At 70.5% G+C, this 15,614-nt stretch carries 13 protein-coding genes and 1 pseudogene; 5 read left to right on the forward strand and 9 right to left on the reverse strand.

The features are described 5' to 3' along the window. Nucleotides 1–49: 49 nt before the first annotated feature. Nucleotides 50–1,273, reverse strand: coding sequence for an MFS transporter (locus KSNIM_RS11035; RefSeq protein ID WP_263103072.1), 1,224 nt, complete (start codon nt 1,271–1,273; stop codon nt 50–52). A gap of 204 nt (nt 1,274–1,477) precedes the next feature. On the opposite strand from KSNIM_RS11035, the gene KSNIM_RS11040 reads away from it, so the two are divergent. Further along, nucleotides 1,478–2,566, forward strand: coding sequence for an AraC family transcriptional regulator (locus KSNIM_RS11040; protein ID WP_263107898.1), 1,089 nt, complete (start codon nt 1,478–1,480; stop codon nt 2,564–2,566). On the opposite strand, the gene trhA is transcribed toward KSNIM_RS11040, so the two are convergent. From trhA to KSNIM_RS11065, 5 genes are all read right to left on the reverse strand, one after another. Further along, on the reverse strand, nt 2,553–3,227 hold the full coding sequence (trhA, locus tag KSNIM_RS11045) for a PAQR family membrane homeostasis protein TrhA (RefSeq protein ID WP_263103073.1): 675 nt from the start codon (nt 3,225–3,227) through the stop codon (nt 2,553–2,555). The two genes, KSNIM_RS11040 and trhA, sit on opposite strands and share 14 nt — an antisense overlap. A gap of 9 nt (nt 3,228–3,236) precedes the next feature. Then, a complete protein-coding gene (locus KSNIM_RS11050; RefSeq protein WP_263103074.1) occupies nt 3,237–4,664 on the reverse strand; it encodes an aldehyde dehydrogenase family protein in 1,428 nt (475 codons plus the stop codon). After that, nucleotides 4,661–5,536, reverse strand: a complete 876-nt coding sequence (locus KSNIM_RS11055) for an SDR family NAD(P)-dependent oxidoreductase (RefSeq protein ID WP_263103075.1) — start codon at nt 5,534–5,536, stop codon at nt 4,661–4,663. Before KSNIM_RS11055 ends, KSNIM_RS11050 begins: the two co-directional genes overlap by 4 nt. Then, the gene (locus tag KSNIM_RS11060; RefSeq protein WP_263103076.1) at nt 5,533–6,876 is read right to left on the reverse strand and encodes a flavin-containing monooxygenase; all 1,344 of its coding nucleotides are present in this window, start codon (nt 6,874–6,876) and stop codon (nt 5,533–5,535) included. The genes KSNIM_RS11055 and KSNIM_RS11060 overlap by 4 nt, the downstream gene beginning before the upstream one ends. Nucleotides 6,877–7,494: 618 nt before the next feature. Then, the gene (locus KSNIM_RS11065; protein WP_263103077.1) at nt 7,495–8,604 is read right to left on the reverse strand and encodes an FAD-dependent oxidoreductase; all 1,110 of its coding nucleotides are present in this window, start codon (nt 8,602–8,604) and stop codon (nt 7,495–7,497) included. A gap of 124 nt (nt 8,605–8,728) precedes the next feature. Between KSNIM_RS11065 and KSNIM_RS11070 the strand changes: the two genes are divergently transcribed. Next, the gene (locus KSNIM_RS11070; RefSeq protein ID WP_263103078.1) at nt 8,729–9,322 is read left to right on the forward strand and encodes a TetR/AcrR family transcriptional regulator; all 594 of its coding nucleotides are present in this window, start codon (nt 8,729–8,731) and stop codon (nt 9,320–9,322) included. A gap of 819 nt (nt 9,323–10,141) precedes the next feature. Here KSNIM_RS11070 and KSNIM_RS11075 read toward each other — a convergent pair. After that, on the reverse strand, nt 10,142–10,315 hold the full coding sequence (locus KSNIM_RS11075) for a hypothetical protein (RefSeq protein WP_263103079.1): 174 nt from the start codon (nt 10,313–10,315) through the stop codon (nt 10,142–10,144). Further along, nucleotides 10,312–11,310 (reverse strand): annotated as a pseudogene (locus KSNIM_RS11080) (NADP-dependent oxidoreductase). The gene KSNIM_RS11075 and the pseudogene KSNIM_RS11080 overlap by 4 nt, the downstream one beginning before the upstream one ends. Before the next feature lie 122 nt (nt 11,311–11,432). Between KSNIM_RS11080 and KSNIM_RS11085 the strand changes: the two are divergent. Next, nucleotides 11,433–12,308, forward strand: a complete 876-nt coding sequence (locus KSNIM_RS11085) for a LysR family transcriptional regulator (protein ID WP_263103080.1) — start codon at nt 11,433–11,435, stop codon at nt 12,306–12,308. Nucleotides 12,309–12,694: 386 nt separating this feature from the next. Further along, the gene (locus KSNIM_RS11090) at nt 12,695–13,189 is read left to right on the forward strand and encodes a hypothetical protein (RefSeq protein ID WP_263103081.1); all 495 of its coding nucleotides are present in this window, start codon (nt 12,695–12,697) and stop codon (nt 13,187–13,189) included. Between the two features lie 51 nt (nt 13,190–13,240). On the opposite strand, the gene KSNIM_RS11095 is transcribed toward KSNIM_RS11090, so the two are convergent. Then, nucleotides 13,241–14,077: an ISAs1 family transposase gene (locus tag KSNIM_RS11095; protein WP_263103082.1), complete on the reverse strand. Its 837-nt coding sequence runs from the start codon at nt 14,075–14,077 to the stop codon at nt 13,241–13,243. 1,041 nt (nt 14,078–15,118) lie between these two features. Here KSNIM_RS11095 and KSNIM_RS11100 point away from each other — a divergent pair. Then, nucleotides 15,119–15,580, forward strand: coding sequence for a tyrosine-type recombinase/integrase (locus KSNIM_RS11100; RefSeq protein WP_263103083.1), 462 nt, complete (start codon nt 15,119–15,121; stop codon nt 15,578–15,580). Nucleotides 15,581–15,614: the final 34 nt, after the last annotated feature.

The raw sequence follows: 15,614 nt of genomic DNA on the forward strand, positions 1-15,614 counted from the left end.
GAGCACTTCCCAGGACGCCGGGTAGCACCGCACGTCGGCCCTCCGCACCTCAGGAGTGGTGCACCCCTGGCTGGAGTCGGGCGTCATGGGCGAAAGGACGAGCGATCACCAGCGGTAGGAGGGCCAGGACTGCGGGAATCGCGAATGCGAGACGGAAGTGGCCGCTGGAGCCGATGAGCCCGCTTGCGGCCGCCCCGCTGATGACGCCCAGGTAGTTGAAGAGGTTCAGGCGGGCGAGGATGGCTTCGGCGGCATCCGGTTGCAGCCGCCCGGCGGTGGCGAGACACAGCGGGGTGAACGCGGAGACGCCCAGGCCCACGAACCAGGCTGCCGCAATCGCGTACGGCCAGCCGGGGGCCCCGGCCAGCGCGGCCAGGGCGGTGGCGGCGACCAGCGCGGCGGCGCGGATCACCGCGGCCGGCCCCGTCCTGCGGATCAGGTGGTCAGCGCAGGCTCGTCCGGTGATGGTGCCCGCCTGGTACGCCGCGTAGGCCAGGGGAGCCGTCGGCAAGGAGGCGGCGAGGACCTGGTGGAGGTAGACGGTCGACCAGGCCGAGACCGTGGAGTCGATGACGTACGCGACGAGGAGGACCAGGCCGAACGGGACGAGCTTGGCCCACATCCTCCGGCCGAGCGGCACTGCGGCGATCGCGGACGGTGTGCCGGGTGCCGCCGTGTCCGCAATCGGGTGGGAGCGGATGGTCAGGGCGAGAGCGAGAACGAGGGCAGCCTGAGCGGTCAGGATCTGCTCGGGCGGCCTGCCGAGGCGAGCCATGCCCGCCGTCAGGAGGGCCGCGGCAACGCCCCCCACGCTCCAGAGGGCGTAGAACGACGAGAAGATGCTGCGCCCGTACGCACGCTCCACCGCCGCGGCCCGGGTGTTCACGGAGACGTCGATGCCGCCCAGGGCCATTCCGAACAGCAGGTAGGCGACGGTGACGCTTGCCTGACCGGGCGCCCATCCGATCAGCAGCAGGGCGGTGGCAGTCGCCGCAGCGGCGCAGCGCATGGCGGCGACCGCGCCCACACGGCGGATCGCAGCCAACCCGGCGAAACTGCCGGCGCCTGCGGCAAGTGCGACGGTGACCATCAGCACAGTGGTCACCAGCGACGACAGCCCGAGATGCTGCTGGATGCCCGGCACAGTGGTGAACACCGCCGCCACGGCGGCGCCCTGGGCGGCGAACGCGGTTGCCGTGACTCGTCGGGCGCCCGCGAGCGGGCCTCTTCGTCGGTCGTCCGCCGGCACCGCAGCCTGCAGGAAGAGAGTCATGGCGCGCCTGACTGCCGGGCGCTCGATGGGCACCGGCGCATCTCGATGGATCGGATTGCCGCAACCGTACGGAGCGGATCGGGCCGGAGTCAGGGCGCCGGGGGCCAGGTGGCGGACTCCAGCGGCCACCACGCGAACCGGCAGTGTCCGCCCGTCTACAGTGGTCCTACTGGCCCTGTCCAGGCCCTGGTGAGAGAGACCGCGATGCCCGATATCCCCGGCCCGGCGAGTCCTCCGGGAAACAGCCGCAGCACCTCGGCGACCATTCCGCCGAACATCCTGCGCTCCCTCTCGGTGGTCGCCGGCGAGGACGGTGTCGACCTGCGGCCCGAACTGGCCCGGGTCGGCCTGGAGGAGGCTGTGATGCGGTCCGCCGCCCTGCGGGTCTCCTACCGCCAGGGCAGCACTGTCATCCGCCGCGCACTGGAGCTGACCGGGGACGAACGTCTGGGCCTGCGGGTGGGCTCGGCGCAGCACCTGACCGCGTGGGGACTGCTCGGCTTCGCGCTGATGGCCTGCGACACCCTGGAGCACGCGATCAGGACCGGAGTGAAGTACCAGAATCTGTCCGGGGCGATGATGGCCTGGTCAGCGGGGGCGGAGGAGGACGGCTTCGTGCTGCGAGCGAGGCTGCCCGACCCCGCTCTCGACCCGGGAGTGGGTGTCTTCCTGACCGAGGAGGCGTTCTCCAGTGTCGTCACGCTGACCCGCCTGATCGTCGGCCCGGCCTTCGCGCCGAGCCGGGTCGCGTTCGTCTATCACGCCCCGCGTGACATCACCCCTTTCAGCGACCTGTTCGCCTGCCCAGTGGGCTTCGGGGCGCAGGACAACCGCTACGTCGTCCATCCGGCGTGGGCTCGCACCGTGATGCCGGGCCGCGACCCGGTCATCCTCGCCTCGGTGCTCGAACTGTTGGACGCTCAGGTGGCTGCCCGTCGCGACCAGCAGGAGTTGCTCGAAGTACTGGAGGTCTCGATCGCGCAGGGCCTCCCGTCGGTGCCGTCCTTCGCCGAGCAGGCGCGTCGGCACGCGGCCAGCGAGCGCACCCTGCGCCGGCGCCTGGCCGACTGCGGCACCACCTACGAGGCGATCGTCGACGGGGTACGACGCGAACGGGTCGAACAGCTGCTGCGGCGTTCGGAACCGACCTTGCGCGATGTCGCGCACCAGGCCGGTTTCTCCGACGAACGCGCCCTTCGTCGCGCCGTGCGCCGCTGGCACGGGGTGGCCCCGCTGGAGTTGCGCAGGCGGTTCGAGCGGTCCGAGGGGCCCGGCGGCGTCAGCGGGAGGTGAGCAGGCCGATGGCGGCGGCGTGCGCCGCGAACGCGGCGGTTGTCAGGGCGTGGAACACCTCGTGGAAGCCGAACCAGGCCGGTGACAGGTTGGGGCGTTTGCGGGCGTACACGATGCCGCCCGCACTGTAGAGCAGGCCCCCGGCCAGGACGAGGGCGAGCACAACGGGCCGACCGCTGTGGGCGAAGTCCGGGATGAACAACAGCACGGTCCAGCCGACCGCGAGGTAGACGGGTGCGGAGAGCCACCGGGGGGCGGCGGGCCACAGCCACTGGAGTGCGGTGCCCACCGCCGCCGCGCCCCAGACCGTCCAGAGCAGGTCCCTGTCTGCCGGTGGTGGCAGCAGCAGGACCGCCAGCGGGGTGTAGGTCCCGGCGATGACCAGGAAGATGTTGGCGTGGTCGAGGCGGCGCAGTGCCTCTTCTGTGGCGCGGGTCCATCGGCCGGTGTGGTACGCGGCGCTGGTGGTGAACAGAAGCGTGGCGGTGAGGGTGAAGACCGCGCAGGCCGCTCGGCCCCGGCCGTCGGGAGCGGTGGCGGTGAGGGTGAGGCCGGCGGCCAGGGCGAGCGGGGCGGTCGCGGCATGCAGGACGCCGCGAAGCCTCGGCCGCTCCTCGACTGGCGCATCCAGCTGTACGGGATGGGCAAGGTGGTGGGTCATGGTCGGCTTTCAGTGGGTGCGGATCCAGATGGTCTTCTCCCTGGTCCACTGGGCGAAGGCCGCGGTGGACTTCTCCGCACCGCCGAATCCGGACTGCTTCCAGCCGCCGAACGGAGTGCTGAGGTCCCCTTCGCTGTAGGCGTTCACGGAGACCACGCCGGCCTGGACGTCTCGCGACAGGCGCAGTGCGGTATCGAGGTCGCGGGTCCACACGGAGGCTGCGAGCCCGTACTCGGTGGCATTGGCCAGGCGGATCGCCTCGGCTTCGGTGGTGAAGGTCTGGACTGTGACGACCGGTCCGAAGAGTTCCTGCGTCAGCACGTCGCTGGCGACGGGGGCTCCGGTGACGATGGTGGGCGGATAGTAGGCGCCGGCGCCGGGCAGACCGCCGGGAAGGCCCGCGGTGTGGATGTGCGCGCCGGCCGCGGCGGCGGCGTCCACGGCGCCGGCGACGCGGTCACGCGCAGCGTGGCTGATCAGGGGACCGATGCGGGTCTCCGGTTCGGAGGGGTCGCCGATGACCAGCGACTCGGCGGCGGCGACGAACCGGGCCAGGACCTCTTCGGCGATGTCCTGGTGGATCAGGACGCGCGAGCCGGCCGTACAGTTCTGACCCATCGTCAAAAATGCTGCTTCGATCATGTCGTCGATGAGCTCGTCGCCGAAGCCGAGCGCGTCGGCCATGAGGATCTGGGGGCTCTTTCCGCCCATCTCCAACGAGACGCGTTTGAAATTGGTCTGCGCGGCGTCGGTCAGGATACGGCGCCCGACGGCACTGGAGCCGGTGAAGGACAGCGCCCCCACCAGTGGATCGCGGGCCAGAGCCGTGCCGGCGACCGGCCCGTGACCGGGCAGCACCGTCAGCACCCCTTCCGGCAGACCGGCCTCAGCGGCGAGGCGCGCCAGATGCAGCGCCGAGCGCGGTGTCGCCTCGGCCGGCTTGATCAGAAGGCAGTTGCCGGCGGCGAGGGCGGGCCCGACCTTCCAGGCGGCCATGGCCAGCGGGTAGTTCCACGGCAGGATCGCCGCGACCACCCCGACCGGCTCTCGGCTGATCAACCCGAGGTGGTCCCGGCCGGTGGGTGCGAGACGGCCGAAGAGTTTGTCGGCCGCCTCGGCGAACCAGCGGATCGACTCGATCGCACCGGGCACGTCGCCCGTGCGGCACTCGGTGATCGGCTTGCCCGCGTCCGCGCTGTCCAGGCGGGCCAGCGTCTCGGCGTCTCGTTCCATCAGGTCGGCGAGCCGCAGCAGCACCGATGCCCGTTCCCTCGGCGGCCGTCGGGACCACGACCCGCTCTCGAAGACCCGCTGGGCTCGCTCGGCCGCCTCGGCGACCTGGCGGGTGTTCGCAGCGGGCAGTGCGGTGATCAGCTCTCCGGTCGCCGGGTTGGTCACCCGCAGCACCGACCGGCCGGTCGCATCCGTCACGGTCATGCTTCCTCCACGAGTTCCCAGTGGCCGTCGACCTGACGCGCCAGCCCTCGGCTTCGCAGGTCCTCCAGGTAACGGGCCATGCCGCGCTCGCCCCGCCCACGGAAGAGCGGGAAGACCTTGGGCAGCAGGTTCGGGGCCAGCATCGCCAGCCGCACCAGAAGAGACTCCCTCGGCTTGGGATAGACCTCCAGGCGGGGCCTGTTCAGCAGACTCACCACTGCGGCCACGACGTCGGCGGGCTGCTGGGGCGGGTCCTGGAACTGCATGGCGTTGCCGCCGTCCACGGCCTCCTGGCGGAGCATCCGGGTGTCGGTGGCGGACGGCAGCACCGACCCGGCCAAAATGCCCTTGTCCCGCAGGTCGAGAGCGATGGAGAGCATCGCGCCGCGCAGCCCGAACTTCGAGGCGGTGTAGATCGGCGTCTCGCCCAGCGGGAAGATGCCCCCGAGGGAGACCGTGGTGACCACCCGGGCGTCGCTCGACGAACGCAGCAGCGGGATGGCGATCCTTGTCGTGATCAGCGGGGAGAGCAGGTTCAGGTTGATCTCCCGTTCGATGCTCTCGATGCTGCGCACGTCGAAGCGTTCGGCGCTGGTCATGCCGACGTTGTTGACCAGGACGTCCAGGTGTCCGTAGGTGGCGGTGACCTGGTCGAACAGCCGCTGAACCGCGGCGCGGTCCAGCAGGTCGCAGGCCAGCCCGGTGTGCCCGGGGCCGGGGAGGTCGCCGGCGACCTGCTTGGCGCGGGCCGCGTCGATGTCGACCACGATGCACCGCGCGCCGCCGACGGCGAACCGGCGGCACAGGGCGCTGCCGATCCCGCCCGCACCGCCCGTGACCAGAATGACTTTGTCGCTGAAGTCGTAGCTCATGACTGCCCCACCGGCTGGCGGGCCGAGGCCGAGGGCGGGTTGCCGTGGGTGCGCCAGCCCATCTGACCGGCCACCTTGGCCAGGTGCTTCACGATGGCCCCGCCGTCCACATAGCCGGTGTGCCGGGGCGAGGCGACGAACTTGAGTCCGCCGGACAGATCCGGACGGTCGTTTCGGATCAGGTCGGCGAAGCGCTGCGCGCTCGGCAGCTTGCGCTGCGTGTCCTGGATGAATCCGGCGATCAGCTGCGCCTGGGTGTCGAAGAGGTGGTACGCCCCGGAGTTCGTCTCCACGAAGCCGACGCCGAACAGCCCTCGGTGCTCGCGGGAGAACGACGACAGGTAGAGATCGGGGTGCTGCTCACTGCCGAAGTACTGCTGTGCGACCGGCACCTTGTGCACATACCCGGTCGCCAGCAGGATGAGGTCGAAGTCGTCGCGGGTGCCGTCGGTGAAGTGCACCGTCCTGCCCTCGGTACGGGCGATCCCCGGCTTGGCCGTGATGTCCCCGTGCTGGAGGTGATGGATCAGCATCGAGTTGATCGCGGGGTGCGTCTCGAACAGCTTGTGGTCGGGCTTCTGCAGGCCCAGCCGGCGCGGGTCGCCGTTGATGACGCGAAGGAGAGCACCGAAGATCCGCTGTTCCAACCACATCGGCAGTTTCGGCCCGCTCTGGGCGATCGTGTCCACGGGCCGGCCGAACAGGTGCTTGGGGATGAACCAGTAGCCGCGCCGCATGCTGATCACCGCGTGGTCGGCGGCCCGGGCCGCGTCGCAGGCGATGTCGCAGCCCGAGTTCCCGGCCCCGACGACCAACACGCGCTTGCCTCGCAGCTCGTCCGCGCTGCGGTAACCGACCGTGTGCCGTACCTCACCGGTGAAGTGACCGGGCAGGTCGGGGACGTTGGGATGCCACTGCGAGCCCGTACACACCACGACCTGCCCGTGGACGCTCTGCCGCCCGTCGGCCCGCATCACCGTCCAGCTGCCGTCCGCGTTCTTCCCGATGCTGCGGACCTCGGTGCCGAACTCGATCCGGTCCGTCAGTCCGTACGCGTCGGCGAACGACGTGAGATAGGAGAAGATCTGACGGTGCGACGGGTAGTCGGCGAAGTGGTCCGGCATCGGCCACCCGCCGAAGCCCGAAAGGGTCTTACTGGAGATGAAGTGGGCCGACTCGTACATCGGACCACCGGGGTTGTCGATGTCCCACAGACCCCCTGGACCCGTGTGCCGCTCGATATGCGTGTAGGGGATATTCCGCTCCGCCAGCGCCCGCGCGACCGCCAGTCCAGCAGGTCCAGCTCCGATCACACACGTGTCGTACTGGGTGTCTTCCACGGGTCCGCCTCCTCTGTCGCGATCCGCCGCCGATGAGGGAAACCTACGTACCTGCCGGTCGGCGCGAACTGGCCCGCGCGGCCACCGGGGGGACCGTAGCGGCCATGCGGTTGGCGTCCCGGGGCTTGCCCTCGCCGCCGGCCGCCTCCGCGTGAGGTCGAAGCCGGCCATGCGTCGCCGGCCTGCAGGGCCGACGGGCATCGGGCCGGCTGCCGAGGGCCTGGGGACACCTAGAGGCGCGCGTTCCTCGCTCCAGTTCACTGCGCGGTGTGTGCATCGTGAGGTTGCAGGTCACGGGTCCGGTGTACGCGGATGTCGGCATGCTCGGACTGGTCGTGGGCGCATGGCTCGGCAGAGATCGTCGGTCAGCGGGCGACTTCGCGGTTCGTCAGGACCGGCAGGGCCCGCACCAGCGCGGTCGCCCACTTCGGGTCGGTGCGGGCACAACCACGACACCTACGGCGACCGGCGGGCGGACGCCTTCCAGGTCCTGCCGGGCACCGGGATGCGCCGCGGCGAACTGTCGAGCTGCGCCGGCTGGAGGCAGCCGGAGCCGGCGCGTGGGAGTTCGCGTGATCGACGCGGGAAGGGCCGCGCGGCCGGGGCGGTGGAGTCGGCTCAGGAGGTCGTTGCGGGAACGAGGTGGTCGAGTCCCTGCGCACTGCCCGTCGCGGCTTCGATCGAGCGCGGCAGCATGATGCTCTCGTAGGCGCGGACGGCGTCGTCGACGCTGGGTTCGGTGACGAGGGTTTGGGCGAGGTCGGAGCCGTCGAGCATGGCGAGATTGGCACCCTGCCCGACCGGGGGCATCAGGTGCGCGGCATCGCCGAGCAGCGTGACGCCGGGAATGTGCTCCCAGGTGTGCGGGGCGGGCAGGACGAACAGGGGCCGGTTGATGAACCCGCTGTCGCTGTTGCGCAGGATGTAGCGCAGGCTCTCGTCCCAGCCGTCAAACATCCCCAGCAGGTGCGTCCGCACGGCCCGCTGGTCGCCGAGGTCGATACCGGCAGCCATGTGCCAGTCCTCCGGCGCGCGGAGCGCGATGTAGGCGCGGATGTGGCCGTTGCTGTTGCGCTGGGCGACCAGGGACCTGCCGGCGCCCTTCGCCAGCATGGATCCGTTGCCGACCAGCCGCGCGAGGTCGGGATGGCGGGTGTCGCAGTGGTCGAATCCGGTCTCGACGAAGGTGACACCGGTGTAGCGGGGTGTCGCGTGCGACAGGGCCGGGCGGACGCGTGACCAGGCGCCGTCGGCGCCGACCACCAGGTCGAAGTCCTCGGCGGTGCCGTCACCGAAGAGCAGCCGGCAGGTGCCGTCCGGCAACGGGGTGACCCCGGTGACGGCGCGGTCCCACCGCACCGTGCCCTCTGTGAGCGAGTCCAGGAGCAGTCCGCGCAGTTGGCCTCGGTCGATCTCCGGGCGGCCGCCGCCGGTGGACGGCCCCTGATGCGCCAGGAGTGCGGCGTCGGCGCAGTCGAGCACACGCCACTCCTCCCCTTCGGGACGGGAGAGGGCTTGGAATCGGCCGAGGAGCCCCGCCGCACGCAGGGCGGCCTGACCGGTGTCGGCGTGCAGGTCGAGGGTGCCTCCCTGCGGGCGGGCGTCGGCGGAAGCCTCTCGTTCGAAAACGGTGACGGAGCGGCCGTGTTGCTGCAGGACTCGGGCGCAGGTGAGGCCACCGAGGCCGGCGCCGACAATCGCGATGCGGGGATCACGAGCAGAGTTCATGGGGGTCTCCCTCGGGAGGTGGATGAGCCGCCGGAAGGCCCGGCACCACCAAGAAAGCACACTCGCTAAATAAGTGCAATGACTAAACTTCCATACCGGATTCACTTCGGGGTAGGGTGTGCGGGTGACCGAACCGACGGGGCGCCGCGAGCGCAAGAAGGCCCAGACCCGCCAGTCCCTGGCCGACGCCGCACTCGAGCTCTTCCTCGATCGCGGCTACGACCAGGTCGGCGTCAAGGACGTCGCCGACGCCGCCGACGTCTCGGTGACCACCCTGTTCAAGCACTTCTCCGGCAAGGAAGCCCTGGTCTTCGACCAGGACGACGACCTGGAAGCAGCACTCGTCGCCGCCGTGCACGACCGCACCCCCGGCAAGTCGATCCCGCAGGCGCTGCGCGAGCACATCCTGCTGAAGCAGACCCAGCTCGCCGTCCACGCCACGGACGCCCGGTTCACCGAGTTCACGCGCATGGTGCAGGAGACCCCCGCGCTGCGCGACTACGCCCACCGCATGTGGACCCGCCACGAAGCGGCCCTGGCGCGGGCCATCGCCGAGGCTGTCGGCGCCCCCGAGGACGACGTCAGCTGCGCCGCCCTGGCCCGTTTCGCCCTGGAGGCCCGGGGCCTCATCCTGCGGCACCCCGAGCCGCGCCGCGCCGCCGACGAGGCCTTCGCGTTGCTCGAACACGGCTGGGCGGCCTCCCACCCGGGCAACTGACCCGCCCTCCGGACGGGCCGCCGAACACGGCTGAGCGGCCTCCCACCCGGGCAGCTGACACGCCGTCCGGACGGGCCGCCGACCATGGCTCCGCGCTCGCCGGCCGGCAGGGGCCGTGGGGCAGCAGGAACCGGCGATGAGCGGGCAGGCACGCTCATCCGTCACGGCGATCAGGGACTCGACACCTCGTGATCACCCGAGACCGTGCCGGCTGCGTTCCACTGCCACGGCAAACTACGCGGACACGCAAGCTACCTGAACCGGTGTCAAGCCGGGCAGGAGCTCTGACCGACACCGCCCTCGCTTCTCAGGAGTGGCCGTCCGGCTCTCGACGCCCTGACTGCTGATTGAGATGTGCGCGCCTTGTGCGGTCACTGATGACGGAGACGACAGCGGGGTGTTCTTCGGGGCCACCGGCATACCGATGGAGCCGAGGTCCACTGGGCGGTGGACATCACTGCTTGCGTTCAACAATGCGTCGACCGGCCGGCTATCCCCCTACAGAGGCCCGTACCGTTCGTCGTCGGCCCAATCGGCACCCGGGCGCCGCCGGCAGGCACCCGACGATCCGCCGGACACACTGCCTGGCCCCGCCCTGAACGGCGTCGCCGGCGCCGAGGTGAGCTCGGCGAGCCGCTACTCACCGCGGAGCGGCGCAGGCAGAACTTGTAGACCCCGCTCGGGATCATCTGGATGCTCTCGCCGGTGTTCCTCGTCTGCATCAGATGGGCCCGCACCTCAGCGGTGACGGCGGCCGCCGTCGTGACCACGGCATTGCCCAGGTGGTACCACACCCTTCCGGTCTGGGCCGTGTGCCCGTCACGGATGAAGTCGAGCACCACCGCGCGTCCGGCCCGGGCCGAGCACTCCCTGTCCGGGCATCGTGAAGGTCCAGGTGGTGTCTTCGCTCAGTACCGCTTCCGGCTCGGGCACATTCACCTCGTCCAGGGCGTGGGCGTAGTGCGCCACCGCCTGCTGGAGTTCGGCGATCACGAGACCACCGTCAGCACGATCTTGCCTTGGATGTGGCCCTGCGCGGCTCGCGTGTGTGCGCTGCCCGCCTCGGACAGCGGGTAGGTGCTGTCCACCCCGACCTGCAGCGTGCCCTCGTCGAACAGGCGCCCGATCTCGGCGAGCTGGCGGCCGTTGGACCGCACCTGAATGTTCGAGACCGTGATGCCCAGACTCGCCGTCTCTTCCGGGTCGTACTGGGCGAAGAACACCGGAAGCATGGTGCCGCCGCGCTTGAGCACAGTCAGGAAGCGTGAGCTGTCCGGGCCACCGACGGTGTCGATCACCAGGTCGACACCGCTGACCACGTCCGCAGCCTGCGTCCTGGTGTAGTCGATGAACTCATCGGCGCCGAGCTTGCGCAGGAACTGCTCGTGCCGCCCAGAGGCCACCGCGATGACGTGTGCCCCCTTCCATTTCGCCAGCTGCACCGCGAAGTGCCCCACTCCACCGGCGGCCCCGTTGACCAGCACGGTCATCCCTGGCGTGATCGGCACCGGCTGGTGCACCTACCCGGTGAAAACAGACGGCACGTCGTGGCCGAGATCGACCAGGTACTGCCAGGCCGTAAGCACCGCCATCGGCGCCCCGGCCGCCTGCACATGGTCGATACCGGCCGGCTTGTGAGCCAGGTCCGAAGCCGGCGCGGCCACGTAGTCGGCGTACGTCCGGCCGTCGAATCCGGGGAACCGCAGCATGCCGAAGACCTCGTCACCGACGGCGAACCCCAGCACGTCCGGAGCGACCGCCTGGACCACTCCCGACATGTCCGTTCCGGGGACCAGAGGGAACTCCAGGGTCGGCCTCATCTCGGCCGGCATGACCCTCATCCCCTCCCGCAGGTACCAGTCCGGCGGGTTGATGCCCGCCGCGTGCACCCGGACGAGCACCTCGCCCGGGCCGATCGCGGGAACCGGCACCTCGTCATACTGCAAAACCTCCGGCCCGCCCGCTTCGTGGAACTGGATCGCCTTCATCGCGCCTACCTCTTGCTCGGGGAAACGTTGCTCCTTCAGTCAATGGCCAGGACGGCATGGCCGTCCAAGACCGGTTCGGCAACCTGATCATTCCGAAAGGGCATGACGCGTACGCTGCAAGGGTGAACGATCTCGGACAGGACCTGGAACTGCGGCTGGTGCGCTACTTCACCGTGGTGGCGGCCCACCAGCACTTCGGCCGGGCCGCCGCCGACCTGCACGTGGCCCAGCCTGCGCTGAGCCGCCAGATCCAACGGCTCGAAAGGTATCTCGGCGCACGACTGCTGGACCGCGTGCCCCGGGGCGCCCGGCTCACTCAGGCCGGCCAGAGGTTCCTCCCCCGGGCCCAAGCCCTGCTGCAGGCCGCCCGCCAGGCCGAACTGGCCGTGCGTGAACAAGCCGAGACCGATCGCATCGCCATCGGTTACGTCGAAGACCTGGTGATCACCGCCGCCGTACGGGAACTGCGCCGCCGCTACCCGGATGCTGAGGTCACCACCCGGTACCTGAGTTGCCGCGACCTCGGGGCGCTGTCCGACAAGCGCGTCGACGCCCTGATCGCGCGGGCCCCGCTGCCGCTCACCGCCGACGACGTCTTCACCACCCCGCTGTACGAGGAGCCCCGGATGCTCGTGGTCCCGCGCGGCCACCCCCTGGCCGACCGCCCGTCGGTGACCGCGGAAGAACTGGCCGGCGAGGAGGCGGCGCCGTGCCCGTTCGAGACCCCGGACTGGACTTCCTACCGGATCCTCGGGGCCGACGTGCCGCCGATCGAGAGCTACGAGGACAAGATCGAACTCGTCGCGAGTGGCAGGGCGATCGCGGTGCTACCGGTCGGCGATCGGCGTAGCTCACTGCGCCCCAACCTCGTCACCGTCCCGATCGAGGGCGCTCCTTCCAACCAGGTCGTCCTGGTCAGCCGCAAGGACGACCCGAATCCGATGATCAGGAATCTCCGGCTGGTCGCCAAGGCCGTCCTGACCGCCCCCGCGGCCTGACCGGGCTCGCCTTCTCCTACAGCAAGGCGATGCGCGAGGGCCAGGAGGTACGCATCCTGCCAAGGGCCTGGTCCACCCGGTGCCGTGGATGCCGTCGCTGGAGCAGACCATCGCCGACATCGCCCAGGACGCCCCGCGCTGGGACTTCACGGCTTTCCGGCCCAGAGCCGATGGCGTGATCATCGCCAAGGTGGCGCTGTCGACGGAGTGGCCCGCTTGGTCGAAGAAGCAGGCTCGCACCACCCCCAAGACGACGCGGCCACCGGGCCGGCTCGCTCGTTCGACCAGACAGATGAGTCGGCGCCGCGTATCGCCTGGCGCGAGGAGGCTGGTCAGCTCCGGGATCGCCTCGGGGCCCGGCCGCTGCCGAACGTCAGATCTGGACCGTGCAGGACGCCGTCCGCTTCCTGGACCGCTGCCAAGCCACCGACCCGGCCTTCGCCGACCTCATCGAGGTCCTCATCGACACCGGCATACGCAAAGGCGAAGCCCTCGCCCTGCACTGGACCGACGTTCACCTGCCCGACCGCGTCCGCTACATCCGCCACACGCTGTCCGCTGTCGACAACAACCGGCTGGTTCTCACCCCGCCGAAGACCCGCTCCAGCAAGGGCTGGGTCGCCATTCCCCGCGCGTCGCCACCGCCCTGCGCCACCGCGTGGCCGGCAGTGGCCCCTCACAGCTCCGGGCGCCCCACGACGGATACGTCTCCCACCGCCCCGACCGCCGCCCCCTCCACCCCGCCTATGTCCTCAACCACTTCCACCACCTGTGCCGCGAGTTCTGAGTCCCCCGCACCATCGTCCATGATCTGCGCCGCCTCGCCGCGACCATCGCCATCACTGCCGCAGGGGCGTTTCGAAGTCCCAGTGATCACGTGAGTCTGCAGCTCCCGGCGGTGCGGAGGCAGGGCTGATGCAAAGTCACCGTGATCAAGTAGACGTGCTGGTCAGGGGATGTCCAGGAGGTCCAGCGGCCGGGTGAACGGCTCGTATGAGACGTGGCGAAGGCCGGCCGCGATGCCGGGGAGACCGTGACGACGAAGCGTGTTGATCGCCAGGTTCCGCAGGGCGGCCGTGTTCTCCGGGGCCGCGTCCGGTGCGGACCTTGGACGCGTCCTCGCGGAAGGTGGTGTCCCGGACAAGGTGGAGCCGGTTCTCGATGGTCCACTGCGACCGGAGGATCTCTCCGATCCGCTGGGGCGAGGCCTGCTGGTGGGTCAGGTCGGTGATCGCGTAGACGGCCTGGCGGGTGAGCCGCCCGTTCTTCAGGTCGGTGCGGTGGCGGGTGATGCGCGCGGCCTGGGCGGCGTGGGGGAAGTCCAGGCCCAGGTCGGTGACGGTCAAGGCCCTGGTCACTCGGGTCTCGCGGCGGCCGTGCCCAGTGCCCCGCTCGTAGCGGCGGGCGGTGACCTGGCTCCATGGCAGCGACCGGAGCCGGGCGTGCAGGACGGGCTGGTTGGCCTTGACGATCAGCAGGCAGTGCGCCTTCTTCTCCTCGACGAGGAAGCGGGCATGGCCGCGCTGGGTGTGCAGGGCGTCGGCGGTCACCGTCACGCCGGTCAGGTCGTAGGGCTTCAGCAGGGCCGCGAAACAGGTGATCTCGTTGGTGCGGTCCGGCACCCGCAGCTGGCCCACCGCCTGGCCGCTGCCGGTCATCGCGGACAGCAGGTGCGCGACCGGCGTCTGCTCATCCAGTCTCGCCCCTTGCCCGAGATCATGTTGACGATCGATCAGGCAGCCCAGCTGATCGAGTCGATGAACCAGCACGGTGCTGGCCGTCCCGCGCGCGGCGGGCTGCTACACAACGGCTGGTACTCCACCGAGGAAGTCGCAGAGCTGATCGACGTCGACCCGTCGACACTGAGACGCTGGCGCACCTCCAACCCCGTCCAGGGCCCGCCGTTCGTCCGCCTCACCTCGCGGTGTCCATGTACAGCATCCCCGACGTCGAGGCCTGGCCGGCGTCGCGTCGCATCGTTCCCGGAGAGGCGGCCTGATGCCCCAGCAGAACCCCCCAATCGGTGTGAAGCTCTCGACGGACATCGAGTACCGGCCACAGTACCCGAGCCCGTGCCGCGCCCGCGTCCGGTGGTCCGACCCGACGACCGGCCGGCGGCCGTCCCGCTCCGAGATGTTCACGACCGAGGACGCCGCCGAGGACTGGATCGCGGGAATGCTGCGGCTGGCCAGCGGCGGCGTCACTCCGGCCACGGCGACCATGCCGCTGGCCGAGTACGGAGACTCGGTGATGAACTCGCCCTGCGCGGCCCGGAGTCCAAGACGCTGGACCCCTACCGCGCAGGGTGGCGGCTGGCGGCTGGCGGCTGGCGGCTGGCGGCTGGCGGCTGCGGATCGTTCCCACGCTCGGCCACCTGCCCCTGCGCACAATCACGAACGGTGTGATCGACCGCGCCGTCTACGGCTGGATCGCCGACGAGCACGGCCGCTCGACCGTGAAAAACACCCTCGCCGTGCTGGTGCGGGTCATGGAACAGGCAGTCCGTGACGGCGTCATCGACACCAACCCCGCCAAGGTCAGCGGCTGGCAGCGCGAGTACCAGCAGGCGGAGGACGAGCTGGACGACCCGCGGGCGCCGGCCCTGCCGGACTGGCAGACGCTGGACGACCTGGCGAGCGCCCTGGTGCTGCGCTCGCATGGCCAGTACGGCGGCTGGGGCGACGTGGTGCGCTTCGCGGCCTGCACCGCGGCCCGGATCGGCGAGGTCTCCGGCGTGCGGCGCAAAGACATCGACCGCGTGCGGTGGACGTGGGACCTGTGTCGGCAGACCACCACCGCGCCGGGCGGGGTTGGTCGACAAGGGAACCAAGGGCAAGCGCCGCCGGACGGTGCCGCTGATCCCGGAGATCCGGGAGCTGGTCGCCCGGCGGCTCGACGTGATCGGCCCCGACCCGATGGCCCGGCTGTTCAGCGGGCCCCGGGACGGTCGGATCACCACGGCGGTCCTGCGGGACGCCACGCACTGGGACGAGGTGGTCGTGGAGCTCGGCTACGAGCACCTGCGCCGGCACGACCTCCGCCACACCGGGCTGACGTGGATGGCCGACGCCGGGGTGCCGCTGCACGTTCTGCGGAAGATCGCCGGGCACGGGTCGCTGACGACGACACAGCGCTATCTGCACCCTGACCGGCGGGCCATCGAGCGGGCTGGCGAGGCGCTGAGTGCGCACCTGAGCGGCCCGCGCAGGGCGCCTGGTCCCGAAGTGGTCCCGCCGGACTCCCCCGGCCGACACCTGCGGCTCGTCCGCTGATCCACCCTCGGAAACAACAAAAGCCCCGCTGGCT

It is taken from the genome of Kitasatospora sp. DSM 101779, from assembly GCF_025655475.1.
In the GTDB taxonomy this organism is placed as follows: domain Bacteria; phylum Actinomycetota; class Actinomycetes; order Streptomycetales; family Streptomycetaceae; genus Kitasatospora.

What these genes read in the sequence shown, in the direction of transcription:
- KSNIM_RS11035 (WP_263103072.1), bottom strand. Translation starts at nt 1,273, where the DNA reads ATGACTCTCTTCCTGCAGGCTGCGGTGCCGGCGGACGACCGACGAAGA.
- KSNIM_RS11040 (WP_263107898.1), top strand. Translation starts at nt 1,478, where the DNA reads ATGCCCGATATCCCCGGCCCGGCGAGTCCTCCGGGAAACAGCCGCAGC.
- trhA (WP_263103073.1), bottom strand. Translation starts at nt 3,227, where the DNA reads ATGACCCACCACCTTGCCCATCCCGTACAGCTGGATGCGCCAGTCGAG.
- KSNIM_RS11050 (WP_263103074.1), bottom strand. Translation starts at nt 4,664, where the DNA reads ATGACCGTGACGGATGCGACCGGCCGGTCGGTGCTGCGGGTGACCAAC.
- KSNIM_RS11055 (WP_263103075.1), bottom strand. Translation starts at nt 5,536, where the DNA reads ATGAGCTACGACTTCAGCGACAAAGTCATTCTGGTCACGGGCGGTGCG.
- KSNIM_RS11065 (WP_263103077.1), bottom strand. Translation starts at nt 8,604, where the DNA reads ATGAACTCTGCTCGTGATCCCCGCATCGCGATTGTCGGCGCCGGCCTC.